This is a genomic window from Salegentibacter salegens (genome assembly GCF_900142975.1).
Lineage (GTDB): Bacteria > Bacteroidota > Bacteroidia > Flavobacteriales > Flavobacteriaceae > Salegentibacter > Salegentibacter salegens.
On the sequence record NZ_LT670848.1, the window covers coordinates 993511 to 1019314 of the forward strand.

A 25804-nucleotide genomic window follows, 5' to 3' on the forward strand; every position below is an offset into this window, starting at 1 on the left:
AAGTCTGCGTAAAATCTACCGAATGACTATAAAATTACTCTGTATAGGAAAGACCGATAACCGGGAGCTCAAACAACTTATTGAGGTCTATAAAAAACGACTTCAATTTTACAATAAATTTGAAATTGATATTATTCCAGACCTTAAAAAGACGAAGAGCCTGGATGAAAATCAGCAAAAAGAAAAAGAAGGTGAATTGATCCTGGCTAAAGTTCAGAATTCAGATTTTCTGGTTCTTTTAGATGAAAACGGAAAAGAGTTTTCTTCGGAAAAATTTTCAGCATACATTCAAAAGCGATTGAACAGCGGGCTTAAGCAACTTATTTTCGTAATTGGTGGCCCTTATGGATTTTCTGAAGCAGTTTACCAAAGAGCCGATTCTAAAGTAGCACTTTCACAAATGACTTTTTCTCACCAAATGGTAAGACTTTTCTTTACCGAACAGCTTTACCGTGCTTTTACCATTTTAAAAAACGAACCCTACCACCACCGATAAAACATAAGCTATGAAACTTGTATTCGCCACTCACAATAAAAATAAACTAACTGAAATAAAGACACTTTTACCACATTACATCGAACTTTTATCACTAGACGATATTGGTTGCGATGAGGATATCCCAGAAACTGCCGATACTATAGAAGGTAACGCTATTTTAAAAGCAGAATACGTTAAAAATCGATATGGGTTTGATTGCTTTGCCGATGATACCGGGCTTGAAGTTGAGGCCCTAAACGGAAAACCCGGAGTTTACTCTGCCCGTTATGCAGGCGATGATAAAGATGATAGGGCAAATGTGAGAAAATTACTTAGCGAATTGGAAAATAAAGAAAACCGAAACGCGCAGTTTAAAACTACCATTGCTATAAATTTAAACGACAGGCAAAATCTTTTTACCGGAATTTGCAAAGGAGAAATTATAAAAGAAGTGCGCGGTAAAAAGGGTTTTGGTTATGATCCTGTATTTAAACCAAATGATTTCGAAAAGACTTTTGCCGAAATGAACCTTAGTGAAAAATCGGAAATAAGTCATCGTGGAAAAGCCTTTAGAGAGCTAATCGCCTATCTTTCAAAATAAAAGAAGTAGATAGGTATATATTGCTATGTAAGCCGTACCTTTGCCGCTTATTTAATTTTTTATATGAACAAATTTGAACAATTAGGTTTAAACCCTTCTATTCTTAAAGCAGTCGAAGAAATGGGTTTTACAGACCCAAGTGAGATACAGGAAAAAGCGATTCCTGTTTTACTAAACGAAGATACCGATATGGTGGCATTAGCCCAAACCGGTACAGGAAAGACAGCTGCTTTTGGATTCCCGCTTATCCAGAAAATAAACGTAAGTAAAAAGCATACCCAGGCATTAATTCTTTCACCAACACGTGAACTTTGCCTGCAAATTACCAACGAAATAAAGAATTACGCGAAATTTGAAAAAGGTCTAACTCCGGTTGCTATCTATGGTGGCGCCAGCATTACAGACCAGGCACGTCAAATAGAACGTGGAGCGCAAATTATTGTAGCTACTCCCGGGCGTATGCAAGATATGATTAATCGTAATCTTGTAGATATTTCTAAAATTGAATACTGTGTTTTAGATGAAGCCGATGAAATGCTTAATATGGGCTTCTTTGAAGATATTAAAGCCATTTTATCGCATACTCCAAAAGAAAAGCATACCTGGTTATTTTCTGCAACAATGCCAAAAGAAGTTGCAACTATTGCCAAGAAATTTATGCGTACTCCTATTGAAATTACCGTAGGATCTAAAAACCAGGGAACATCTAATGTTTCCCACGAGTTTTACCTGGTAAATTCAAGACAACGTTACGAAGCTTTAAAAAGACTGGCAGATGCCAATCCAGATATCTTTTCGGTAATTTTTTGTCGAACAAAAAGAGATACTCAAAAAGTAGCTGAAAAACTTATTGAAGACGGTTACAGCGCTGCAGCTTTGCACGGTGACCTTAGCCAGAATCAACGTGATTTGGTGATGAAAAGTTTTAGAAACAAGCAAATCCAAATGTTGGTAGCTACAGATGTTGCTGCACGTGGAATTGATGTAGACGATATTACTCACGTAATCAACTACCAGTTACCCGATGAGATTGAAACTTACACTCACCGTAGTGGCCGTACTGGTCGTGCAGGTAAGAGTGGAGTTTCTATGGTTATTGTTACCAAAAGTGAAATGCGCAAAATCAAGAGTATTGAGCGCATTATTCAGCAAAAATTCGAGCAAAAAGATATTCCTGACGGAATGGAAATTTGCCGTGTACAGTTGTTTCACCTGGCAAACGATATTAAGGAAACAAAAATTAATCACGATATAGACGCTTATCTACCCGGAATTAATGAAGTTTTGGAAGATTTTACCAAAGAAGAACTTATTAAAAAGTTCTTTTCTGTAGAATTCACCCGATTCTTCAATTATTATAAAAATTCTGAAGGATTAAGTTCTCCTTCCGCTCCTTCCGATGGTGGTGGCTCTGGAGATTCTACACGTTACTTTATAAATGTTGGTGCAAAAGATGATTTTGACTGGATGAGCTTAAAGGATTTCCTTAAAGCAACTCTGGATCTTGGACGTGACGATGTTTATAAAGTTGATGTTAAAGACAGCTTCTCCTTCTTTAATACCGATGCTAAAAATACCGAAACTGTTTTAAGCACATTTAAAGACTTTAAACATCAAGGTAGATTTATAAATGTTGAAGAAACCACAGATACCGGCGGACGTGGAAAACGCGGCGGCGGTGGCGGCCGAAAAGGCGGAAAATTCAACAAAGGTGGCGGCGGGAAACCCGACTTTAAAAGTGGTGGCCGTAGGCGTTCAGAAGGTAGTGATTCGGGAAAAGGAAAAAAATCTGGTAACCGAAACAAAAACATTGAAAGCTCTATAAAAAGAAGACGCAGCAAAAATTAAATTCACATCTGGCGCCTAAATTATTAATTATGGCATTGTTTTTTATAAGTATTTTATAATTTAGGCGCCAATTGTTATGAAGAAATTCCTTTTTACCTTTTTACTACTTTTTTTAACTCTACAAGCATTTTCACAGGATGTTGTATCTGGTACCGTTATGAATGCGGCCGATGATAAACCTATTGAGAAAGTTCACATTGTAAACCTCAACCAGGTTAAAGGTGCCGTTAGTGAAGAAGACGGATCTTTTAAATTACAGGCCACCGTTAACGATACACTATATTTCTCTTACCTTGGTTTTAGATCTATAAAAGTCAGAGTTACCAACGACTGGCTTAAATATGGAAGCGTAAAAGTAAAAATGACCGAGTTGGGAATTGCTTTAGAAGAGGTAGTTCTAAAACCGGTAACCCTTACCGGCTATCTTGAAATTGATGCCAGAAATATCCCTATTTATGAGAATAACCGCTATAGTATTTCGGGCTTAAATGCCGGGTATGAAGGTGGAGATAATTCTGCAAGTGCGATTTCCCGAACTTTAGGAGCAATTTTTAATCCTGCCGATTTAATGCATAATATCTTTGGTAAAAAGCCAAAACAAATGCGAAAGCTAAGGCAGATGAAAGAGGATGATGAAATTAGAACCCTGCTAAGAAATAAGTTTGACAGGGAAACTCTTATCGCTCTACTCCCAATTAATAAAGTTGAAATTGATGAAATCCTGCAGCGATGTAGCTATTCTAAAGATTTTTTAAGATCAGCAAACGATTTGCAAATTTTAGATGCCTTAAGTGGTTGCTACGAAGAATACAGGGTTTTGCAGAGAAACTAAACTTTTACTCCCTTTTCCATTTTTGTTTTTAAATTAATCAGGCCTTTTTCAAGGTCCTGCCCCATTAATTTATCTGGACTATAAAACAGACTTATTACTGAAAGTGGAAAAGGTAAATTACCACGAATTCCCCAAACTATTTTGGATTTTCCGGGTTCCAGTTCTTTTGCAGCAAAATAAGTTAGCAAACTTACTTTTACCGGTTTAACAAACAACACCCGTGTTTCAAAAACTCTTGGATGTTTTACTTTTATAATCTTTTGAAGTCCTTCCCCTATTTCGTTATTTTTACTTTTCCAGTAAATAGCCGCACCTAATTTACCATCTTCGCCTTTGTGTTTTAAAACAGCTTCAGGATGTTTTGAAAACCAGGTAACCCACAGCGGATGTTTCTTTAATTGCCGTACGTAACTAAAAACCACATCGCGCGGCGCATTAATCACCATTGTTCGGCTAATGTCATACCTTTTCTTTGCCCAGGCGTGCAGAAAAGCTATAAAGGTGATAAACGCTATAAGTAGGTAAAAAAAAAGGGTCATTGGAAAAAATTATTCAACTAATTTAATGATTTTCTATCTTGAATTGGGCTATAATTGAATCTGAATTTTTTATACATTTTTTTAGCCATTCATATTTAAGACTAATTTTGTCTTCTTCAGAAAGTTGCCAGTTAATTTCGCTACTTTTTAACCTGGAAGTAATGCTCTGTAAAATGATAGCTGCGGAAACCGAAATATTAAGACTTTCGGTAAAACCAAACATAGGAATGTTTAATCTGCAATCGGCTTCGTTCAGGATTTCGTCGCTTAGGCCGTCCTTTTCCGTTCCGAAAAAAATAGCTGAAGGTTTTTCTATATCAAAATCTTTAAGGGCTGTACTTTCTCCATATGGTGTAGTGGCTACAATTTGATATCCTTTAGCTCGTAATTCTTTAATACATTCTTTTGAAGTGGAATATCGATTTACATCTACCCACTTTTGAGCGCCCATCGCGATTTCACGATCTATTCTTTTAGGTTTACGTTCTTCTACCACGTGGATATTTTGAATTCCGAAAACTTCACAACTCCTAATTACAGCACTGGTATTATGTAATTGGTAAACATCTTGCGTAGCAACGGTAAAATGATTTGTTCGCTCTGCAATCACCTTATCAAATAGAGAGATTCGCCTTGGTGTGAGAAAAGTTTCAAGATGGTCTAAAAGAGTAGTTTTTTGCATAGGCTAAAATTAAAAAACCCGACAGGAAGTCGGGCGTTTTCAAAAGGAATATTTTAAAATTTTTATATTAAAAAAGTTTAGAAATCTAATGGACTGATCTTTATATTATTAATATTTAAAAAAGGTATAAGAAAACCCGGCCTCATCGAGACCGGGTTTCTCACTTTAATATAAAATTTTAAGTTCTAAGAATTCGAACCAACATTTCCCTGGGCAACAAGAGTTTCTAAATCGTCTGCGCTCAAGTGCACATTAAGATACCCATTATATTCCAAAAGTCCGTTATAATCTATCATATCAGCATCTTCTCCATCAAAAGCTGACACGTTAGTCATACTCATTCCGGTATCACCATTAACTGAATTTAAAGAGATCGCGATATCTCCTGGAGCATCTGCAATAGAGCCAACGTGAATATGTGCTGGGTGCATTCCACCTTCAGGAGTTCCATCTAACATAATAGTAACCAGGGTTTCACCGTTCACACGTTCTTCAAACATTGCAGTCCCCATTATTCCGTCAACAGCTACACTTCCAAGATCATAAGAAGCAGATTCTCCGGTTAATTCATTCTGGCCTATATCTCCCTGAGCTACCAGAGTTCCTAAATCATCTGCGCTTAAATGAACGTTTACATAACCGTCATAATTCAGTACATCTTCGAATCCGAATTCGGTATCATCATCAAGCATTCCAACGTGAGTCATACTCATTCCTGTAGTTCCATTTACTGGATTAAAGGTAAAGGCAATATCTCCAGGGCCTTCAGCGGCAGTTCCCATATGAATATGAGCCGGGTGCATTCCTCCATCAGGAGTTCCGTCTAGCATAATAGTTGCTATAGCTTCCCCACTCATTCTTTCTTCAAAGATCACAGAACCACTAATACCTTCAACATCTTTTTCACCTAATTCATAAGTTTTGCTCTCACCGGTTAATTCGTTAGTTCCAATATCTCCCTGAGCTACTACCGTACCAAGTTCATCTGCACTAAGGTGAACATTAACGTAACCATCGTAATTTAGCACTTCTTCGTAACCAAATTCAGTATCATCGCCTAACATTTCAACCTGAGTCTTACTCATTCCGGTTGCGCCATTTACTGGATTAAAGGTAAAAGCGATATCGCCGGGACCTTCAGTAAAAGAACCCATATGAATATGAGCCGGGTGCATTCCATCTTCCGGAGTATTATCTATCATAATAGTTGCAAGTGCAGCGCCGCTCATACGTTCTTCAAACATTACTGTTCCGCTAATTCCTTCTACAGCTCTTTCATCAAGCTCGTAAGATTTAGTTTCGCCTGTAAGTTCGTTACCACCTATATCATTCTGGGCTACAAGAGTTCCAAGCTCATCTGCACTTAGGTGTACATTTACATAACCATCATAACTAAGTACATCGCTATACATAAATGCGGTACCATCGTCTAATGCGGCAACATTGGTTTTACTCATTCCCGTTGCTCCGTTTACCGGATTAAAGCTAAAAGCAATATCTCCCGGTGCTTCAACTACCGATCCCATATGGATATGTGCAGGATGCTCACCATCTTCTGGAGTACCTTCAAGCATAATAGTTGCTAAAGCTTCACCATTTACTCTCTCCTGAAACATTACATTTCCAGAGATTCCTTCTACAGCTCTTTCTTGAAGCATATAATTTTTAGATTCACCGGTAAGTACATTTTCACCAATATCTCCCTGTGCCACCAAAGTACCAAGATCGTCTGCACTTAAATGCACATTAATGTAACCATCAAAATTAATAGCTTCTTCATAAGTAATACCTGTCCCATCATCTAAGGTTGAAAAAGTAGTAGTACTCATTCCGGTAGATCCATCTACAGGTTCAAAGGAAACTGCGATCTCCCCACTTTCTGCAGCAGTATTGTAATGAATGTGTGCGGGGTGCATTCCTCCATCTGGAGTTCCGTCTAATTCAAGTTCAACGGTGGTACTGTTATCTTCATTTTCCATAAATGTTGCTGTCCCCGAAATTGAAGGATCGGCAACGGAATAAAGTTCAAAAGACTTTGTTTCCCCTTCAAAATCATCGCCATCCCCATCGGGATCTACAGCATCATCATCGCTGCTACAGCTCATAAACATAAAGGGAAGTGCTATTAAAATAGCAAGTAAGAATTTTTTCATAAGTTTAAAAAATTTTAATTATTAGTAAATTAGAGATAAGAAAAAGCAAAAAATGCTTCTTACCTTATCAAATCTATATATAGATACGAGGGAGCAGGTTTTAACGGATGTTAAGGTTTATGAAAATAACGCACAAACTATGTTAATATGAAAAAAATAGTGATTCTTACCGGCGCGGGAATTAGTGCTGAAAGTGGTATCCAAACCTTTAGGGACGTAGATGGTTTATGGGAAGGTCACGATGTAATGGAGGTGGCATCCCCTATGGGATGGGAAAGCAATCAGGAATTAGTTTTAGATTTCTACAATAAAAGACGTCGGCAATTATTAACGGTAGAACCAAATGCCGCACATACAGCCTTAGCCAAATTAGAAAAAATTTATGATGTTGAAATTATTACGCAAAATATAGATGATCTTCACGAGAGAGCGGGCAGTACCAAGGTTACCCATTTGCACGGCGAGCTATTAAAAGCAAGGAGCACATTTAATGAAAAACTCGTTTTGGACTGGAAGCAGGATATAAAACCGGGAGATTTTTGTGAATTTAATTATCAGCTTAGGCCACACGTAGTTTGGTTTGGCGAGGCGGTGCCCATGTTTGAAAAAGCTATGGAAATTGTTGCAGAAGCTGAACTTCTTATTATTATAGGAACTTCTATGCAGGTTTATCCGGCAGCCGGCCTCGTAGATTTTGCTCCGCATGGAATTCCGGTGTATTTTATTGACCCTAAACCTAATATTTCAGAAAAAGGGAATCTTCATATTATTGCTGAAAAGGCTTCAGTTGGTGTCCCAAAACTGGTAGCTGATTTAAAGAATTCAGTATAAAAATTGATGCCATTGAGAAAAAAAGAAATGCTGTTGCGGTTTTAAAGATTATTTGGAAGCAGTATATTTACGGCTTTTAATTTATAAATCAAATACATGACACCGCTAACCGCCATTTCCCCTATAGACGGGAGATATCATTCCAAAACCAAACAACTTTCGCAATATTTTAGCGAAGAAGCACTTATAAAATATCGTGTAAAGGTTGAAGTGGAATATTTTATTGCGCTTTGCGAATTACCGCTACCCCAGCTTAAAAGTGTAGATCATTCGGTTTTTAGCGATTTGCGAGCTATTTATAAAAACTTTACTACCATTGATGCGCAAGCGGTTAAAGAGATTGAAAAAACTACCAATCACGATGTAAAAGCGGTAGAATATCTTATAAAAAATAAGTTTGATGAATTAGGCCTGGAAGCTCATAAAGAGTTTATTCATTTCGGGCTCACTTCACAGGATATTAATAATACAGCGGTTCCATTAAGTTTAAAAGACGCGATTGAAGCCGAGTATATTCCGGAAATTGAACAAATTATTTCAAAACTCACACAACTTTCCCAGGATTGGGCGAATATTCCTTTACTGGCAAGAACCCACGGGCAACCGGCTTCCCCTACTCGCTTAGGAAAAGAAATAGAAGTTTTTATTACGCGTTTAGAGTCTCAGCTCAATCTTTTAAATAAAGTACCACACGCTGCGAAATTTGGTGGTGCCACAGGAAATTTTAACGCGCATAAAGTAGCTTATCCCAATACCGACTGGAAAGAGTTTGGAAGTAATTTTGTACAGGAAAAACTCGGTTTGCACCATTCTTTCCCTACTACCCAAATAGAACATTACGACCATATGGCTGCCTTATTTGATGGGTTAAAAAGAATAAACACCATTTTAATAGATTTAGATAGAGATATCTGGACCTATGTTTCTATGGATTATTTTAAGCAAAAAATTAAAAAAGGAGAAATAGGTTCTTCGGCTATGCCGCATAAAGTGAATCCTATAGATTTTGAAAACAGCGAAGGTAATTTGGGAATTGCCAATGCTATTTTTGAACATCTTTCAGCAAAATTACCGCTTAGTAGATTGCAACGAGATCTTACCGATAGTACGGTTTTAAGAAATATTGGTGTACCTATGGGGCATACCAGTATTGCTTTTAAAAGCACTTTAAAAGGTTTGGATAAATTACTGCTGAATGAAGAAAAACTCAATGAAGATCTTGAAGCCAATTGGGCGGTAGTTGCCGAAGCTATTCAAACAATTTTACGACGTGAAGGCTTTAAAAATCCTTATGAAACATTAAAAGGGCTTACCCGAACAAACGAAAAAATCAATAAGAAAAGCATAGCCGATTTTATTGAAACTTTAGATGTTTCTCAAGCAGTAAAGGATGAACTCAAAAAAATAACCCCGCAAAATTATACGGGGATTTAAATTAAAAAGAGGTTGTTTGAAAATTTCCAAACAACCTCTTTATAAATACAACTAAAAAACTATTCTTCAAGTTCAGTTTTAAACATTCCTGTAATTCCTTTAAGTCCGTTTACATCTATATCCCCTTTATCCAGCGATTTCATTAATTCCATTAATTTCTGCGGATTCATATCTTCACCTAAAACACGGGCTACGCCCACTCCTTTGGTATCATCATAACCGTAGATTATAATTTCGTCTATCGCATCTTCATCTCCGGTAAAATAAATTTCCGCTTTACGATCGTTTGATCCGTATTTCATTAAAAGCTGATACTTTTCATCCTGTAGAATGTTGGTTAATTTAGTTTTTTCAGCTTCATACTCCTCTTTACTTTCTTTAACCGGTAAGGCCAAAACATTTATTTTCTTCACACTTTCTAGCGTAGCTCTTTGATTTTCGTCAAGTTCTTCAGAATTAGTAAACATACTGGTAGGCACATCTAAAGCGATGAACTTATTGTCCTGCTGATTTTCTACATAGTATTCCTGCAAACTCGGTTCGTTGGCGCAGGAAACAAATGCAGCAGCAGCCAGAGCCAGGCCTAAAATTTTTATTGATTTCATTTTTATTGATTTAAAGTTAATCTAAGATTTATTTTCTACCTTTTTAAGCTCTTCAGCACCGGGAATTTTAAGGTCTGATGTTAAGCGCGATAATTGCGAAAGGTCTATTTCTCCAGTAATACTCAATATTACAGAGATTAATTCTCCTTCCTTTTCACCTTCCATAAACATAAAAAGCTCGCTTACATAATTATCGTTTTTTCCTCCTTTTGAATAAAACCGAATGTTCTTACCATCTTCATTTACCCGCATTAACTGCTCTAAGGAATTTGAGTTTAAATAACTTTCTACATCCTTTTTCATTTCACTTCTCACCGAAGCCGTGGTACTGGTAAACATTTTAATCTCCTCAAGGTTTTCAATAAGTTTAAGGTATTCCCTCGCTTCAGGATTATCCTCACTTAAATCTACTTTAGCAAGCATTTTAAACATCTTGCTGGTCATTACCATCGCATCAACATCCTTCATATTTTCATACTTGGCAAACGACTGGGACTGCGTTATTATTGGTAAGAGACCAATAATAATAATAACTAGTACTATCTTTTTCATGGGTTATTCAGTTTTTATAAATTTATCTTTGGTGTTATTAAATTCTTTTAGGTAAATAAGGTCCTCTTTACCCTCGTTCATTAATTCAGAAACCATTTTTAGGGCCTTTATACTTTTTTGCAGGGCTTCTTCTTTATCCTGAACAGTGCCAAGATCACTATGATTCATTTCTATAGGTTTATTTTGAAAAAAGAAAAGTCCCACGACTAAAATTATACTCGCCGCAATTGCGGTCCACAGGTATTTATTTCCCTTTGCTGAAGATGGAAGTTCCGCTTCCCGCTCCATTTTCTGAGTACCTGTTTTTTTAGAAAAAGAAAATATTAGCCGATAACTTTTTAAATCATCTGGCACTTCATTATTTTGAAAATATTTCCGAAGTGCTTTTTCTTCAGCCAGGGAAGTTTCCCCGGCATCATATTTCTCCAGTAATCCCCTAATTTTTTGTAATTCCATAGTTGTGCTTATTTGTTAAGCTTTCCCTTATTTTTTTTCTTGCCCTAGACAATGCTACCCTAACAGCAGTAGGTTTCATTTTAGTAATCTCTATAATTTCTTCAAATTCCAGTTGCTCAATATCTCTTAGCTGAAAAGCAATTTTTTGCTGTTCTGGCAGTTCGTTTACAATTTTATCTACCCAGTGCATTTCATCTTTAACTTCCAATCCTCTTTGAAGCGAAATTGAATTATTCTCGTAATTTTGATGAACAATTCTTAAATTATTGTTCTTTTTCGCTTTTAATTCATCTAAACAGTAATTTTTTGTAGTTGTCATTGCAAAAGCTTCAACATTGGTATAATCCTTGAGTTTATCTTTGCGAGCCCAAAGTTTAAAGATTACTTCCTGGGTAGCATCTTCGGCAGCTTCTTTAGAAATAAGCAGTCGCAATGCAAGCCGGTACATTTTATCTTTAACCGGGTTTATTTTGTCCAGGAAGGCTTGTTGTTTCATTTATCGTTGGTTTAATAACCTTCTTACCTTTAAAACGATTAGCGGTAATATTTGTTACAATAGGATTTTGAATTTAATTTAATGTGGGTATTTTTAGCAATCTAAAACAAACTTAAATTTATGAAGATTAATAAACTAATTTTACTTTTATTTCTAAGCATCGGTGCTTTTAGTTCCTGTTCTAAAGACGACAATGACGAACGTTTCCCGGTTGAACCAGGTAGTGAAAAACCTGGGGAAGCTCCTAATTTAGAAATCGAGAATTATTTATATGATGCTATGAGCATCTACTATGTATATGAAGCCGATGTTCCTGAGTTAGGTGAGAATTATTTTGATTCTGATACTGATAAAGAAGAATGGCTGGCGAGTTTTGATTCTCCCGAAGACCTTTTTAATAACGGATTAAAAGTTCCGGCGCCAAAAGATCGTTTTAGTTTTATTGTTGCCGACTATACAATCTTAGAAAATAATCAAGCTGGAATTCAAACTACCACTGGTATGGATTATGGTTTGGTAAGGTTTGAGGAAAATGGTGTTTTAGCCTATGTACGTTATGTATTACCGGGAAGCCCCGCCGATGAAGCAGGTGTAACCCGCGGTGTACTTTTTACAGATATTGATGGAGAAACAATGACTCTTAATAATTATCAATCTCTTTTAGGAAGAGATGGCTATGAAATAACCGTTGCCGAAATTAATGAGAATACCATTAGCAATACCGATGAAATTATAGCTCTAAATAGAGTAGAAATTACAGAAAATCCGGTGCTATTATCTAAAGTGGTAGAAGTAGATGGAATAAGTGTAGGCTATATCATGTACAACAGTTTTACCGCCGATTTTGATGATGAACTAAATGCTGCTTTTGGAGAATTAAAAGCTGAAGGTGTAGACGAATTGGTTCTAGATCTTAGATATAATGGTGGCGGTTCTGTAGAAAGTGCCGTAGATCTTTCCAGTATGATCACCGGCCAGTTTGAAGGCAAAATTTTCTCTAAACAAACCTGGAACGCTCTGTTACAAAGTCAATTTACAGAAGAAGAGTTGGTAGATAGGTTTAATGATAAAATTAGAACAGAAGAAGCAATAAACAGTCTTGGCCTTAGCAAAGTATATATAATAGCTACAGGTTCTACAGCTTCTGCCAGTGAATTAGTTATGAATGGACTAGCTCCCTATATTGATGTAGTTCACGTTGGAGAAGGTACAGTTGGGAAATTCCAGGCTGCTGCCCCGTTATATGATTCTCCCAATTTTTTACGTCAAAACCGCAATCCGAATCATAAATATGTAATTCAACCACTTATTTATGAATCTAAAAATGCGAATGAAGATGCCTATTATGAAGAAGGTTTAGTTCCAGATATTGAAGCTGAAGAAGATATTGTAAATCTTCTTCCCCTGGGTGAACCAGAAGAAACTTTGCTGGCAGCTGCTTTAGCCGATATTACCGGTAATAGAATGGCTATCCCAGCGGTTTCTTACGATTCCCGATTTACAAAAATTGGAGAACGTGGCGATACCGATGTAGATTACCAAAGAATGTATATCGAGGAAATCCCTGAAGAAATCAGGAAAAAAGCTGCTGAATTCAAGCAATAGTATTAAATCTATATTAATGATAAAAGCCCCGTTTCTCAACTGAAACGGGGCTTTTTTTGCAAATTCAAATTAAAAGAAAAACAATAATAATTAGTCGTTAAAATAGAAACCATTTGGGCCTATACCTCCCGAATCAAATTCTGCTGATAAATCACCATTCAAAGTATAAACTCTAATAGTTCCATTTGCTGTAAAGGAAGGGTGAGCTTCAGCCGTATAAATATTTCCTTCCTCTACTTCAAAACCATAAACTGCATAACTTGAATCAACATTATAATCTAAAATAGGATCTTCTGCTGCTTCTAAATCATTCACTCCTATTCTATAAACTGAAGATCCAATCGTATAATAGATGATTTCGTCTTCAATATCCATTTTACCGGCATTACCTTCAGCAAATTCTATAGAGTTCACAATTTCACCAGAAGCTATATCTATTTTCTCCAATTTAGAAGTACTTAAAGCATAAATAAAACCATCTTGAACATCAAAATCAGATAATCCGGTGTTAGTTTCATAAGTATTTTCAATAGAACTTGTGGTAGGATTTATAACGCTTATTTGGTTTCCTGTTCCGTAAGAAGCATTTTTCACATATAGCAATCCATCTTCCTCCAAAATATATTCTGCGGTTGCGTTCATTACGATAGTTTCTTCCACTTCTAGAGTTTCTAAATTAATTACCGCCACAAAATCATCAGTATCTGTATCAAAAGAAGCTAAATTGGTTACATAGGCTTTTCCATTTTCAACTGCCCCATACATTGGTATATTTAGGTCATTTTCTATTTTTCCTATCAGCTCAAAAGTATAGCGATCTACTACACTTATAAGGTTAGAGCCATTAGAGATTATAAAAGCCTGTTCATCATTAAAGAAAATAGATTGCGTATAAAGTCCCACATCTTCTCCTTCATTAACTGTTTGAAAAATTTCCGGTTCAATATTTTGAAGATCATTATTTATAAAACTAACACTACCGCCGCCAGAGCTTCCTTCATTCAGCACAAAAAAGCCATCGGCATAAGCTCCTTCTTCAGGTTGTGGATCTACTGGATCAACAATATCATCATCGCTACTACACGAATTTAAAAATAAGCCACTTAAAATGGCCAGAGTTAATAGTTTACTTATTCTTTTCATTGGTTTAAAAATTTAGCATTAAGTGGTGCAAATAGACAGTTTAAAATAAGCAGGTTAACTAACTATTTGCCGCCAGCATCATGCTGGTTAAAAATTAAGGTTTAGATATATATTAAAATTTCTACCGGGCATCCACCGGTCTTCTATACTTTGGTATTCTTCACTAAAAATATTAAGCACTCTTGCACCAATTTTATAGGTATTTTTCCTGCCAAAATCGAAGGAAAAACCCAGGTTTGAAACCAAATAAGCATCCATATTATAGCGGGAATTATTATCAGATCTGGTAAAAACTTCACCATTATATAAAAGCTGATAATCGACACTAAAATCTTTAAAAGCATAAGTAAGTGCACCTGTGGCTTTATGAAACGGTACATAGATAAGCTGGTAACCGGTATTCATATTTTCTGAAACCGTATACGCATAAGTACCAGAGGCGCTAATTTGATGATCTTTAAAAATCTCTTTTTCCCAGCCGGTAAGCACTTCAATTCCGTAGGTTTCTACTTTTTCTTCGTTTTTTGGGCGCCAAACACCATTTTCTGAAGGCAACCAACGTATCATATCATCAATTTTAATATAATACCCGGTAAGGCTAAACTTGAAGTTTTTATGTTTAAAATGGTTTCCCAATTCAATCTGGTTGGAAGTTTCAGCCCCCAAATCAAGGTTTCCGGCTCCTGCCCAGTAAAGATCATTATAGGTAGGAATTCTAAAATTCCTGGAAATATTCATTTTTAAGCTATAGAAATCGGTAAATTTATAATGCGTTCCTGCAGAAAATAATAACGGACTCTCATAGTTATCGGTTATCTCTTTTCTTATTCCCAATTCATATTGAAATTTCTGGAACGGGCGGTGTTTCATTAAAAATGCCGAAGAAAAGATATTTCGGGTATTCGCTGTAATTCCAGATCCCCTGCCATCGGTATAAGTATTTGTCAATACAGCATTTAATTCCAGGTTTTTTGATACCGAATAATTTAAATCATATTTACCAATAAAGGTTTGAGCTTCCCCAGATGAATAATTATCAGAAGTAATATTGGCGTAATACCGGTAGTTTTCATCCAGAAGTGCCAACCGCGCAACCGAAATAAAATCACCAAACTCCCCTATCCATTCCAGTAAGTTTCGGGTATCAAAATTCTGGTATTTTGTTTTGGTTTCTGAAGGACGAATCACTGAGAAATGACGTTCTCCATCAAAAATCTCACTATAAAATTTTATGGTGTTTTTTTTATTTAAACGATAAGCAAAACCCAGGTTTAGATTGTTGTTATAAAATTCACCATTTTGGTTCTTTCTTCCCTCAATTGGCCAATCATAATCATTATCTGAAGAATTCCTGGCCGCCGCCACGCTCAAACTCCATTTTTTTCCTGAAGTTTTTATTTTATAGCGGGCATCCAGGGTATTAAAACTTCCATATTGAAAAAAAATATCCTGCTTTGTTTTTCCGGTAAAATCAAGGTTGGTATTTAAATGCACCGTGCCACCAATGGCTCCGGTACCGTAAACTACACTTCCGCCACCACCACGAACGCTAATATTATCGAAACCGGCAGCGTTCAATGTGTTAAAATCGGTTTGGCCGTTAAACTGTGAGTTTATATTAATTCCGTTCCACAAAACGGCGGTTTGCGAAGCAGTGGTACCACGAAAAGATGGAGAAGAAACCATTCCAAGGCCATTTTCTTTGAAATAAATATTGGTATTAAAATTTAATGCTGAAGTAAGCAGCGCCCCGTTTTTCTTTAAAACTGAATCGTTTAAAACAGTAACCTGCTGGCCGGTAGAAAAATCTTTCAGCTTGGTATCGGTCAAAAATACCTCGTCCAATACGTTAACAGTATCGTTTTGACCAAAAACAGGCAAGCTAATTAGCAGGCCAAGAAATAGAGTATAAAAGTGCGTTTTTTTCATCTGCCCCTGACTTTTATCCCGAAAGTCTAAGAATTTATTGGTTATATTCTGGCAGGTCTCCTGGCTCGCGTCTTGTTGTTTACCTTCCCATTCCAAATAAGAACAGTGGTTTTTGAAGTGATAACAACAAGCGTCCTATTACAGACTAAGCTTACAGTTGCGGGAACAGCTCAGGCTCTCAAAGTTTGAGGTACGAAGTTTGAAATATGAAGTAAAAAAATCTAACTTCTAATCTCGTACTTCCAACTTTTTCCTGATTCCCTTTTAATCGGCGTGAAAAAATCACATCCGAACCAAAAATTTCAATGCGAAATTAAACATTTATCTGAGTTGCGACTATAAAATTCTAAATAATCTTACTTTTGAACATTCCTATTATAAATATTCTATATAAAAGTTTTCGTCACCCTGAACTTGTTTCAGAGCTTGCCCCGTAATTATTCGGGGGTCTAAAATGAGGATAGAATCATATAAATTCAATTCATTTATACTACCATAAAATGAAAATAAAGACTGTAAAAGCACTTAATCTTCTACTCCTTTTTTTAGTATTTTCCGCCTGTAAAAACGAGCAGAAAGATCAAAATACAGTTTCAGCACAATCTCAAGAATTGGTTGAATTAAGACACGCTACTAATTTCAACATCAGTGACTTTGGCGACTATTATATTTTAAAAGTAGAAACCCCCTGGCCTGATGCCGAAAAAGCTTTTAAATATCTGCTAACAAGAGAAAACGCTGAAATTCCTTCTAATTTGGAATATGATCAAAAAGTGCAAATTCCGATAGAAAAAATGGTGGTGACTTCTACCACGCATATTCCGGCTTTAGAAACTTTAAATGAAGAAAAAAGCTTGATTGGTTTTCCCGGACTCGATTATATTTCTTCGGTAAAAACCAGGAAATTGATAAATTCCGGAGAAATTAAAGAATTAGGGAAAAATGAAAATATAAACACCGAAGTGCTTATTGATCTTGATCCTGAGGTAGTGATTGGTTTTGCCATAGACGGAAATAATAAAACATTTGAAACTATTCAAAAAATAGGAATTCCAGTGATGTACAACGGAGATTGGACCGAGAAAACCCCGTTGGGAAAGGCCGAATGGATTAAATTCTTTGGCGTGTTTTACGATAAACTAGAGGAAGCTGAAAAGATTTTCAATGAAATAGAAACCGATTATAATGAAGCAAAAGAATTAGCAAAATCGGCAGAAAAATCGCCAAAAGTTTTAAGCGGAGCAATGTATAAAGATCAGTGGTACTTGCCTTATGGAAATTCGTGGCATGCACAGTTTATAAAAGACGCCAATGCAAATTACGTATATGCCCAAACCCAGGGAAACGGCAGTATGGCACTATCTTTTGAAAGCGTACTTGCAAAGGCTCAGGATGCTGAATTTTGGATAAGCGCGGGACAGTATACTTCTTACACGCAGCTTTTGGAAGAATCGCAACATTACCAGCAATTTGAGGCTGTAGAAAACAAAAAGGTCTACAGTGTAAGCTTAACAAAAGGGGAAACCGGCGGAGTGCTTTATTTTGAATTAGGCCCGCAGCGTCCAGATTTAGTACTTAAGGATCTTGTTTCTATTTTTCATCCCAACTTAATTCCTGAATATGAAAACAGGTTTTTTAAGGCATTGGAAGAATAAATCATTAAAGGTTCAATTTTACTTGATTTCGAGGTAAGTCCCAGGGCATTTAAATCTCGATTATCGAGTGAAATTCCATTATCGTTCTTCTTTAATTTTATCTCCTCATTTTATTTCAGATATTTACACAGAAATAAATCACCGGCCTTGTTGCAGTCCCAAAAATATGTACTTCCACTTCTACTCCTTTTTTTTGGGGTAATTTTTCTAGGTTTTTTAAATATTAGCTTGGGTTCGGTAAACATTCCTTTTAAAGATGTTTTTGCCTCAATTTTTAATTTAGAAGTTTCTAAAGAAACCTGGCGTTATATTATTGTGGAATATCGTTTGCCAAAAGCAATCACTGCAATAATAACCGGCTCCGGACTTGCCATTAGCGGACTCTTAATGCAAACCCTATTTCGTAATCCCCTCGCTGGGCCGTATGTTTTAGGTTTAAGTAGTGGTGCGAGTTTGGGTGTGGCGATTGTAATTATGGGGGCTTCTGTTTTTGGAGGTACATTTGCCGGAATTTTACTATCAAAATGGAGCCTGGTTATCGCTTCCAGCCTGGGGAGTTTACTGGTTCTTATCGCTGTTATGCTTGCGTCCCTTCGCCTCCGGGATACGATGGCAATACTCATTATTGGGTTAATGTTTGCCAGTTTAACCGCAGCTGTAGTAAGCGTACTTTCCTATTTTAGTCCGGCGGCACAGCTTCAACAATATGTGTTCTGGTCTTTTGGAAGTTTGGGCGATCTTTCCTGGAACGAAGTTGGTATTCTGGCTATGTTTTGGTTTGTAGGAATAATTTTAGCAATTTCCTGTATAAAAAACCTCAACACCTTGTTGCTTGGCGAACAATATGCTAAAAGCTTGGGTGTAAGTATTCAAAGAAACCGACTTATAATCATTATAGCTACCAGCTTATTAGCAGGAAGTATAACCGCCTTCGCCGGGCCAATTGCTTTTGTTGGCCTGGCTGTTCCGCATTTAATAAGACAGGTAATCCCCGTAAATAATCACAGTATTTTGGTGCCCGCCGTAATTTTAGGCGGCGCTGCTTTAATGCTTATCTGTGATATCGCTGCACAAATGCCGGGCCAGGAATATACTTTACCCATAAATGCCATAACTTCGTTAATTGGCGCACCGGTGGTAATTTGGCTATTAGTGCGTAAACGTAAATTTTTATTCTGAAGTTGGATCAAACTGAAAAACATAGCATTCTTAAAACCATTAATCTTGATATTGGTTACCGTAATAAAACAGAAAAAATTCTTATTACTGAAGCGATTAATATTGAAGTAAATGAAGGGGAACTGGTTGCTGTTATTGGCGTTAACGGAGTAGGAAAATCTACGTTTTTAAGAACCCTAAGCGGAGTTCAGGCTGCGCTGAATGGAAAAGTGTTGGTTAAGAATGAACAAATTCAGCAGATAGATTCTTTAGAACTGGCTTCATTAGTGAGTCTTGTGCTAACCGAACAACCTATTTCCAAAAATTTAAGTGTTTTTGAACTGGTAGCACTGGGAAGACAACCATACACCAACTGGATTGGTAGATTAAGTAAAAATGATTTACGGCAAATTAAAAAATCTTTGCAAAATGTTGGAATTGAAGATTTGCAAAACAAAAAGTGCTACGAATTAAGCGACGGCCAGCTTCAAAAAGTATTGATTGCTCGCGCAATTGCGCAGAATACGCCCCTGGTTATTTTAGATGAACCCACCACACACCTGGATTTGTATCACAAGGCTTATGTTCTAAAATTGCTTAAAAAACTCACTAGAAAAACCAATAAAGCCATAATTTTTGCGTCCCATGAGATCAACCTGGCAATTCAGCTTTGTGATAAGATTATTTTGATGCAAAATAATAAAGTTACCACCGGTTCTCCTAAAGAATTATTGGAATCAGGGGCTTTTTCTACTGTGTTTCCTGAAGGATTAATCGTTTTTGATAAAGCTTCAGCTTCATTTAAAATTAATCCTTAATTATCTTTCAAAAAGTATTTTAAACCAAAAGTGAAATTATTGGAATAAAAGTTTTTCAGCGTATAGAATTCAGCCTGGGTTTTAAGATGAAGGTATTTAGTAATTGGCCATATAAAATTCCCTCGATACCGTTGAAATTCATCTGAAAAAGTATCTAGAAAATACCCTGCATCAAGATTAAGCTTCCAAAAGTTCTTTTCATTTTCATAGTGATAAGCAACTCCTAAACCACCGTAAAATCTTTCATCTAAAGTCCAGTATGGAAATCCGTTGGGCCTGTTGGAATTACCCAGAAGGCCAGAAAATTCGGTATAAGGCATAAATTTAGCTCTTTTATTCAGCTTAATATCCATCGCCAAACTGGTAAGCGCCTGAACATCCATCACATCTTCGTCGTTATAATGATTCCCTTCTACATAAAAAACAGCCTGGAATTTCTCTTTAAACTGAAGTTCTTCATAGACGTTTAGTTGCGTTTGGTATATATCAAGAATATATGCGGGGCCGGTTATGGCAGGTTTTCTAAAAAATTGAAAGGAACTGTACAAACTGTCTTTAGCAATAGACGCCGACGCTTCTAAATGAAAATACGCCTTCCCTGCTTCGTTAAACTCCAGGCGGCTTCCAAAACCAAAATTGAATTTTTCTATTCTTTCCCTGGTTTTAAATCTATAAACCAGGCCGTATAACTGCGTATCTTCATTATTTTCCAAATCGGTTTGAAATGGAATAGCATACGCATTATAGCGACTTAGCCCAAATTGATGTTGATTGTACTTCTTATCTCGAGTGCCATAGACTGCTTCTAAACCAATAGAAGTAGGATCTAACCTATCGCTAATAATATTACTTCCAATTTGTACAAAATCACCTGTAGTTATTCTTAAGTTTTGCTCTATTTTAGAAGCGACTTCAGGATAAAAAAGTGAAGGGTATTCTTTTAACAGCAGCCTTTTTTGTTCAGTATTAAGGTAAACAACGCTGTTATTCAATTGTCTTCTTAAACGGTCTCTATTGTTTGAATCTGGCAATTCTGAAGCGAGCTCCCAGGCTTTAATCATTTCGCTACGGCCCAAATAATATTCAGCCATAAAAACCTGAATTGCTTCTTTTTCTTTTAGGTTATCTTTTTTAGAATAATTAGCATATAAACGCTCTACTTCACTAAAATTTTCCAGTAAATAGAACCACTGCATTCGTTCTACCAAAGGAAAATCTGGCACACAAGAAGACCATTCCAGGGCTTTTCTATAACTTCCCTGCCCGCCAAAGGTATAGGCGATTGTTGCGGCCAAATGCTTTAAATCTTTACGACAAACTTCGATTTCCAAAAGTTTTTGTGCCGCTTTTTTATCATTATTGGCAATAAGATATTCTATATAAAGCGGGAAATTTTTGTCTTTTAAAAATTCATATTCCCCGGTTTGTACCCGCCAATCATCTACATTATTTTCAGTAATTTCTTCAGCGCATTTAGACCATAGAATAGCTTTTTCAAAATCTTTAGCCTCGGCGAAAATCCAGGAAATAGTAGAAGCAGCAAACCTGTAATCTTCACGGCAGGGTTCTATATCTTTTACCAAATTTAAAGCTGTTTCAGGATGTTTTTCATTCAGCAATAAAAAATAGCTGAAGCGTTCTTCCTCCAACTTAGTATTTTCTATTAGATTCAATAATTCTTCTTTACTTAACTGAATTTCGGTATTGCTGCCAAAATAGCCTATAAAATTCTTCCTAAGCTTTAGGTTTTCGGGATGCAAATCTATTTGTCTTAGCATCCAGCGCTTTCTGGTTTCCAAATCTGGATAATCACTCTGCGAGGTGAATTCTAAAGAAAGATTTACGTAAACCGAAGATTTATTTTCACTGTATTTACTTTCCAGTATAGGCCATATTTGATTTTGGCGATTTTTCCAACCTAAATACTGAAATAATTTTAACCAATCTTCACGTTCAAATTTGTTGCTTTGAGCAATTTGAGATTTTAATTCATTTATTTCTTTATCAATATCTCCTAGATCTTCTTTTGGTTTCACCAATAGATAAGACTCATAGTTTTGCGTGATTTCGCTGAAATCTTCAGAATCCTTACTTTCAAATTTCGGTAGACTTAATTTTTTCTCCCGGGTTTGAATATTGAAAAGATAACCGTCTAAAAAAGGAGTTTTTGTGAATTTTAACTGATTACTTTTCAGGTAACCTTCAGTCTCTCCGGTATTTATTTCTGAAACATACGCAAACCAGAAATTTTGGTTATTGACTGAATTTTCAATATTCGCAGCAGCTTCAATTTTACTATCGGTTTCGGAAAATTTATAAGGAACTTCCCTCCAATTTTGAGTGATTTTTGCAGCTTCAGAAACCTTTAAAAAGCGAATTAAGGGAAAGGTTTTCTTTACATTTTGAATATAATTACGAAATCGTGGGAACAAACCGGGCGAACCGTCTTCTGAAACCCTCCACCCATAAGAGTTTATATTTCTTAGAGTATAATTACCAGCACTTGCTCGCGTTTCTTCACCGGGAATCTGGTAAATATCATCGGGATGAATAAAATGAGTCCAGACGCCGGTATAGAGATATAAAGATTGCTGATTGAATTCCCGAGTAGAAGTAGGTGCAAACCCACTCGTGATTCGTGGAAAATTAAAAAAGTGATCGTTATAAGGTTCCCTGTCAAATTCTCTATCTCCACCTTCTTCAAAGTTCCCCAGGTAAATACTTGCATTATAAATTATTTCGGGCATATTTTCTTCCAAAGCAAGAAAACCGGTACTGTCTATAATATTTGAAGGTGGCACATAAGAAACCGGTAAGGTACCATAATCGCGGGCAGCCCAGCGTTTTTTTACTGCCTGAAGACTTAAACCCATATAACTTTTATTGGGCCATTCTTCAGTATTAAGAGAAACGTGATTATAACCGTGCAAAGCTACCTCATGCTTAGAACTTTTGAAATCTACCATAAGTCTATCTGCAGCATTGGCACCATTAGAACCTGTTAAGATAGACTGTTCCCACTCTGGAAAATTGAAAGGAGGCGATGTACTGTTAGAATAATCAAAACAGACATAAGCAGAATATTCCAGCCCTTCTTCCCTGGCAAGTTTAAGCATATCTTTCCACCAGACTTCAGTATAAAAACGCGCCTGACTAATATTTATTTCTGATGCAATTGGTTCCATCTTTACATTATAAAGCGGCGCAGGAAAATCATCTAACATTATACTTGAAGCATTGGCCACGGGATATGGAACTCCTTCTAAACCTTCTAAAATTGCCGCAAAGAAAAGTCCGCGTTCCTGTTTTTGTGAATATTGATCGGTGTTAAAAGTAATTACCGACCCATTTCCTATTTTGTTTTTTATAATTAGCGGATAATTTTCTTCAGAAATTGAAGTGACCAGGATCTCTATATCTTCCCTGAAATTTCCTGCTCGCAACCCAAAATGTTTATTCTCATTTCTGTAATTTTTGCCTTTTAAGGCGGGTAGAAAACTGGACTGAAATTTAAATCCCTGTGCTATTGTGTCTATTTCAAAGTTTGCATCTCCCCTTACTCCCGCTAAAAAACCAAAATTTTTATTAGTACCTACCGAGGGAATAAATATATGACCGCCTTTAGCAACAAATTCAATTAAAAAATTCATTGCAGATTCATTTAATGGTTCGAGATCATAAACCACAATTACTTTAACCGAAGTGTTTACTTCAGGCTTTTTATTAAAATCAAACCTATTAATTTCGTTGTAAGGAATTTTAGCATAATTAAGAGCTTTTCTAATATGATTACTGTTCCTGAAACTTAAATCATTTCCCGGCTCCACAAGATAAGCTACCCAGGGGTTTGTACTCAGGCTATCGTACTGTACCCTTGGGCTTTCCCCTTCTAGTCTTTCATTTTCAATATCCTTTTCGCATCCTATTAAGAAAAACGAAAACAATAGAAAAACCGGCCTTAATATTTTAATTGGTAATAATTTTTCCATCAAAATAAAAGTTGATTAATATTACTGGAACGCTCCCTGTTTTCTATCTGGTAGACTTCTAAATTTGCATTCTGGTAATACAGTTCAACATTTCTTCCTTTCAATTTTAATAATTCAATCCTTTCAAGGGTTAAATCTCTTTGTTTGTCTACTATTGCTTTTTTAGCCAGGTTCTTTTCCTTTAAATCTTTATAAACAAAAACAAACATAGTTTCGGGTAAAATTATATCTGGATTATTTTGAAGGTAAGGTAAGTTATCTTTATACCTGTTGAATCTTCTGTCTCGCTCTATGTAGGTGTTATTAAAATAATCGTAATTATAATAATAATGACTGTTTTTGCTAAAACTGAAATAAGGCAAGGCATTCACCACAGCATAGGAATATGGTAAATTCCCAGATTGTATTTTAGAATAGGCTTCAAAAACCATATTCTCTACCTTTTTATCCTGAAAATTTAAAGTCGCCACAGGCGGAAAAGTCGAAATTGTAAGCACAGTGATAACTAAAGTACCAATTATTACCTCCAGGCGTGTACCTACCTTGGGTGAAAAATTAAATACTGAAAAAAGATTAACCATCACATTTAGAATTATTCCGAAAAATATGGGAATAAATATGCAAAGTACCTGGCTCAAGATATCCAAATCTATAATACCCCTGTCTAAATGGTAAATCCCGAACATAAGATTAATAAAAATAAGAAAGACAAGGCTGGCCAACCATTTATGGGGTTTTTTAATATAATTATAAATCGTAATAAGCAGAAAAACCAAACCAGCTATTTGGTAATATAACACCAGGTCTCTTAATGGCGCAACCAGGTGTGGATTGTATGTATAAGTATCAAAAGAATAAAAGTTAGAGGAAATAAAAGCGCCAAAATCTTCTTTAGTAAGAAATGCAGCAATACCGTAAATAATTCCTATAAAAGCGAGCGAAAATAAATAGGCCAGAAAGATTTGAGAAATTTGCCTTAAATTATTTCTAAGCTTAAAAAAGAAAAGTATGAGCAAATAAGGAAATATAAGTAAAATACCCACAAAAAGATCTAATAAAAGAATAGCACTAAAGAGTGTAAGTAACCAATAAAATTTAGCCTTTTTGTTAAAGCTAAAACTTTGTGGATAAATACAGAAAAACATAGTGGGCAAAGCAATTATTAGGGCGGTAAATACCGATTTATGTTCTGCAATTAAATCTATATTGATGGGCAAAAATGCATAAAAAACTGCAAAGCTTAAACCCGCGAGTATTCCGGGAGCTTGTTTTCGGGAAATTTTAAACACAAACCAATATATTATTAAAGAAAGTAAAGCAGATTCTAACAACCCAAAAGACTGCAAAGCTTGTGCGTTGGTTATATGGGTTAATTTTGCATATAAATTAATGAGTAAATAATCCCCCATCATTTCCCCGGTTTGAAAAAACCAGGTATTAGCAGAAATCACGTTTACAAAATTAAGTTTACTAAACCAACTCGGGGATAGTGTGAAAACATCTTCTTGAAAAAGTGAACTTCTCGAGATATAGGTAATTACGGGTAACAGAAGCCCAATAGCTAATTGCCAGTTTCTATGATATTGAGAAAGCCCCTGGTCGGGGTGCTTATGTTTTGGTTTAATAATATTATCTCTATCCAGAAATTGTTGCCCTTTTTCCAGCTTTATGGTAATATATAAAAGGGAACGAGTATATATTTTGCGTAATTGCGCTTTTAATGGCTGATTAAAATTCAGGTTCATAAAGGCTAAAATGGCCAGGCCAATTATTATACTTATAATAACAAAGAGGTCAAATATACCGGCGAGAATTAAAACAAAGCTCCCAAGCAATACCGCGGCCATAACGAGAGTTATGGTTGGAACCAGAAAATTTAAGGCTGATTGCGCAGAAATCCTGGTAGAAACTATTCTATGTATTAATAAAATTAATACAAACAACAGGATAATCCTCAAAGGACCGGTTAATAGGTAGGGTTCTAAAAACATATAAAATAA

At 36.0% G+C, this 25804-nt stretch carries 21 protein-coding genes and 1 riboswitch; of the genes, 10 read left to right on the forward strand and 11 right to left on the reverse strand.

What is annotated here, in order from left to right:
* Positions 1-22: 22 nt before the first annotated feature.
* The 4 genes from rlmH to B5488_RS04480 all read left to right on the forward strand — a co-directional run bounded on the left by rlmH (position 23) and on the right by B5488_RS04480 (position 3759).
* On the forward strand, positions 23-496 hold the full coding sequence (rlmH, locus tag B5488_RS04465; RefSeq protein ID WP_057481138.1) for a 23S rRNA (pseudouridine(1915)-N(3))-methyltransferase RlmH: 474 nt from the start codon (positions 23-25) through the stop codon (positions 494-496).
* Between the two features lie 10 nt (positions 497-506).
* Positions 507-1079 (forward strand): non-canonical purine NTP diphosphatase, encoded by a 573-nt coding sequence (locus B5488_RS04470; protein ID WP_079734170.1) that lies wholly within the window; start codon positions 507-509, stop codon positions 1077-1079.
* A 63-nt stretch (positions 1080-1142) separates the two neighbouring features.
* Positions 1143-2927 carry a DEAD/DEAH box helicase gene (locus B5488_RS04475; RefSeq protein WP_079734171.1) on the forward strand — a complete coding sequence of 595 codons (1785 nt, stop codon included), beginning with the start codon at positions 1143-1145 and terminating at the stop codon, positions 2925-2927.
* Positions 2928-3003: 76 nt separating this feature from the next.
* Positions 3004-3759, forward strand: coding sequence for a carboxypeptidase-like regulatory domain-containing protein (locus tag B5488_RS04480; protein WP_079734172.1), 756 nt, complete (start codon positions 3004-3006; stop codon positions 3757-3759).
* Here the strand turns inward: B5488_RS04480 and B5488_RS04485 are convergent.
* The 3 genes from B5488_RS04485 to B5488_RS04495 all read right to left on the reverse strand — a co-directional run bounded on the left by B5488_RS04485 (position 3756) and on the right by B5488_RS04495 (position 7133).
* Positions 3756-4298, reverse strand: a complete 543-nt coding sequence (locus B5488_RS04485; protein WP_079734173.1) for an SRPBCC family protein — start codon at positions 4296-4298, stop codon at positions 3756-3758. The two genes, B5488_RS04480 and B5488_RS04485, sit on opposite strands and share 4 nt — an antisense overlap.
* Before the next feature lie 22 nt (positions 4299-4320).
* Complete coding sequence (locus tag B5488_RS04490) at positions 4321-4980, reverse strand: TrmH family RNA methyltransferase (RefSeq protein ID WP_079734174.1); 660 nt, start codon at positions 4978-4980, stop codon at positions 4321-4323.
* Positions 4981-5165: 185 nt separating this feature from the next.
* Positions 5166-7133 carry a CHRD domain-containing protein gene (locus B5488_RS04495; protein ID WP_197686297.1) on the reverse strand — a complete coding sequence of 656 codons (1968 nt, stop codon included), beginning with the start codon at positions 7131-7133 and terminating at the stop codon, positions 5166-5168.
* A gap of 147 nt (positions 7134-7280) precedes the next feature.
* Here B5488_RS04495 and B5488_RS04500 point away from each other — a divergent pair, with 147 nt between their 5' ends.
* Positions 7281-7964, forward strand: coding sequence for an SIR2 family NAD-dependent protein deacylase (locus B5488_RS04500; protein ID WP_079734175.1), 684 nt, complete (start codon positions 7281-7283; stop codon positions 7962-7964).
* Positions 7965-8060: 96 nt separating this feature from the next.
* Positions 8061-9398, forward strand: coding sequence for an adenylosuccinate lyase (gene purB, locus B5488_RS04505; RefSeq protein ID WP_079734176.1), 1338 nt, complete (start codon positions 8061-8063; stop codon positions 9396-9398).
* Positions 9399-9457: 59 nt separating this feature from the next.
* Here purB and B5488_RS04510 read toward each other — a convergent pair whose 3' ends face one another.
* From B5488_RS04510 to B5488_RS04525, 4 genes are read right to left on the reverse strand one after another with little or no spacing between them, the layout of a single operon-like run.
* Complete coding sequence (locus tag B5488_RS04510) at positions 9458-10003, reverse strand: DUF4252 domain-containing protein (protein WP_079734177.1); 546 nt, start codon at positions 10001-10003, stop codon at positions 9458-9460.
* A gap of 21 nt (positions 10004-10024) precedes the next feature.
* Positions 10025-10555: a DUF4252 domain-containing protein gene (locus B5488_RS04515; RefSeq protein ID WP_079734178.1), complete on the reverse strand. Its 531-nt coding sequence runs from the start codon at positions 10553-10555 to the stop codon at positions 10025-10027.
* 3 nt (positions 10556-10558) lie between these two features.
* Positions 10559-11011, reverse strand: coding sequence for a hypothetical protein (locus tag B5488_RS04520; protein WP_079734179.1), 453 nt, complete (start codon positions 11009-11011; stop codon positions 10559-10561).
* Complete coding sequence (locus B5488_RS04525) at positions 10992-11507, reverse strand: RNA polymerase sigma factor (RefSeq protein WP_079734180.1); 516 nt, start codon at positions 11505-11507, stop codon at positions 10992-10994. The genes B5488_RS04520 and B5488_RS04525 overlap by 20 nt, the downstream gene beginning before the upstream one ends.
* Before the next feature lie 120 nt (positions 11508-11627).
* Here B5488_RS04525 and B5488_RS04530 point away from each other — a divergent pair, with 120 nt between their 5' ends.
* Complete coding sequence (locus B5488_RS04530) at positions 11628-13112, forward strand: S41 family peptidase (RefSeq protein ID WP_079734181.1); 1485 nt, start codon at positions 11628-11630, stop codon at positions 13110-13112.
* 90 nt (positions 13113-13202) lie between these two features.
* Here B5488_RS04530 and B5488_RS04535 read toward each other — a convergent pair whose 3' ends face one another.
* Positions 13203-14255: a YncE family protein gene (locus B5488_RS04535; protein WP_079734182.1), complete on the reverse strand. Its 1053-nt coding sequence runs from the start codon at positions 14253-14255 to the stop codon at positions 13203-13205.
* A gap of 87 nt (positions 14256-14342) precedes the next feature.
* Entirely contained in the window at positions 14343-16184 is a 1842-nt protein-coding gene (locus B5488_RS04540; protein ID WP_079734183.1) for a TonB-dependent receptor plug domain-containing protein, read from the reverse strand.
* A 33-nt stretch (positions 16185-16217) separates the two neighbouring features.
* Positions 16218-16497, reverse strand: a riboswitch (cobalamin riboswitch).
* A 187-nt stretch (positions 16498-16684) separates the two neighbouring features.
* Between B5488_RS04540 and B5488_RS04545 the strand changes: the two genes are divergently transcribed.
* From B5488_RS04545 to B5488_RS04555, 3 genes are all read left to right on the forward strand, one after another.
* A complete protein-coding gene (locus B5488_RS04545) occupies positions 16685-17839 on the forward strand; it encodes an ABC transporter substrate-binding protein (protein WP_079734184.1) in 1155 nt (384 codons plus the stop codon).
* 147 nt (positions 17840-17986) lie between these two features.
* On the forward strand, positions 17987-19018 hold the full coding sequence (locus tag B5488_RS04550; protein ID WP_079734185.1) for a FecCD family ABC transporter permease: 1032 nt from the start codon (positions 17987-17989) through the stop codon (positions 19016-19018).
* A gap of 2 nt (positions 19019-19020) precedes the next feature.
* A complete protein-coding gene (locus B5488_RS04555) occupies positions 19021-19815 on the forward strand; it encodes an ABC transporter ATP-binding protein (protein ID WP_170065314.1) in 795 nt (264 codons plus the stop codon).
* On the opposite strand, the gene B5488_RS04560 is transcribed toward B5488_RS04555, so the two are convergent.
* Both B5488_RS04560 and B5488_RS04565 read right to left on the reverse strand, forming a co-directional pair.
* Positions 19812-23804 (reverse strand): DUF2194 domain-containing protein, encoded by a 3993-nt coding sequence (locus tag B5488_RS04560; RefSeq protein ID WP_079734186.1) that lies wholly within the window; start codon positions 23802-23804, stop codon positions 19812-19814. The two genes, B5488_RS04555 and B5488_RS04560, sit on opposite strands and share 4 nt — an antisense overlap.
* On the reverse strand, positions 23804-25795 hold the full coding sequence (locus tag B5488_RS04565; RefSeq protein ID WP_079734187.1) for a hypothetical protein: 1992 nt from the start codon (positions 25793-25795) through the stop codon (positions 23804-23806). Before B5488_RS04565 ends, B5488_RS04560 begins: the two co-directional genes overlap by 1 nt.
* Positions 25796-25804: the final 9 nt, after the last annotated feature.

Excerpts from the sequence above, each read along its gene's own strand:
- rlmH (WP_057481138.1), top strand. The coding sequence starts at position 23 with ATGACTATAAAATTACTCTGTATAGGAAAGACCGATAACCGGGAGCTC.
- B5488_RS04470 (WP_079734170.1), top strand. The coding sequence starts at position 507 with ATGAAACTTGTATTCGCCACTCACAATAAAAATAAACTAACTGAAATA.
- B5488_RS04475 (WP_079734171.1), top strand. The coding sequence starts at position 1,143 with ATGAACAAATTTGAACAATTAGGTTTAAACCCTTCTATTCTTAAAGCA.
- B5488_RS04480 (WP_079734172.1), top strand. The coding sequence starts at position 3,004 with ATGAAGAAATTCCTTTTTACCTTTTTACTACTTTTTTTAACTCTACAA.
- B5488_RS04485 (WP_079734173.1), bottom strand. The coding sequence starts at position 4,298 with ATGACCCTTTTTTTTTACCTACTTATAGCGTTTATCACCTTTATAGCT.
- B5488_RS04490 (WP_079734174.1), bottom strand. The coding sequence starts at position 4,980 with ATGCAAAAAACTACTCTTTTAGACCATCTTGAAACTTTTCTCACACCA.
- B5488_RS04495 (WP_197686297.1), bottom strand. The coding sequence starts at position 7,133 with ATGAAAAAATTCTTACTTGCTATTTTAATAGCACTTCCCTTTATGTTT.
- B5488_RS04500 (WP_079734175.1), top strand. The coding sequence starts at position 7,281 with ATGAAAAAAATAGTGATTCTTACCGGCGCGGGAATTAGTGCTGAAAGT.
- purB (WP_079734176.1), top strand. The coding sequence starts at position 8,061 with ATGACACCGCTAACCGCCATTTCCCCTATAGACGGGAGATATCATTCC.
- B5488_RS04510 (WP_079734177.1), bottom strand. The coding sequence starts at position 10,003 with ATGAAATCAATAAAAATTTTAGGCCTGGCTCTGGCTGCTGCTGCATTT.
- B5488_RS04515 (WP_079734178.1), bottom strand. The coding sequence starts at position 10,555 with ATGAAAAAGATAGTACTAGTTATTATTATTATTGGTCTCTTACCAATA.
- B5488_RS04520 (WP_079734179.1), bottom strand. The coding sequence starts at position 11,011 with ATGGAATTACAAAAAATTAGGGGATTACTGGAGAAATATGATGCCGGG.
- B5488_RS04525 (WP_079734180.1), bottom strand. The coding sequence starts at position 11,507 with ATGAAACAACAAGCCTTCCTGGACAAAATAAACCCGGTTAAAGATAAA.
- B5488_RS04530 (WP_079734181.1), top strand. The coding sequence starts at position 11,628 with ATGAAGATTAATAAACTAATTTTACTTTTATTTCTAAGCATCGGTGCT.
- B5488_RS04535 (WP_079734182.1), bottom strand. The coding sequence starts at position 14,255 with ATGAAAAGAATAAGTAAACTATTAACTCTGGCCATTTTAAGTGGCTTA.
- B5488_RS04540 (WP_079734183.1), bottom strand. The coding sequence starts at position 16,184 with ATGAAAAAAACGCACTTTTATACTCTATTTCTTGGCCTGCTAATTAGC.
- B5488_RS04545 (WP_079734184.1), top strand. The coding sequence starts at position 16,685 with ATGAAAATAAAGACTGTAAAAGCACTTAATCTTCTACTCCTTTTTTTA.
- B5488_RS04560 (WP_079734186.1), bottom strand. The coding sequence starts at position 23,804 with ATGGAAAAATTATTACCAATTAAAATATTAAGGCCGGTTTTTCTATTG.
- B5488_RS04565 (WP_079734187.1), bottom strand. The coding sequence starts at position 25,795 with ATGTTTTTAGAACCCTACCTATTAACCGGTCCTTTGAGGATTATCCTG.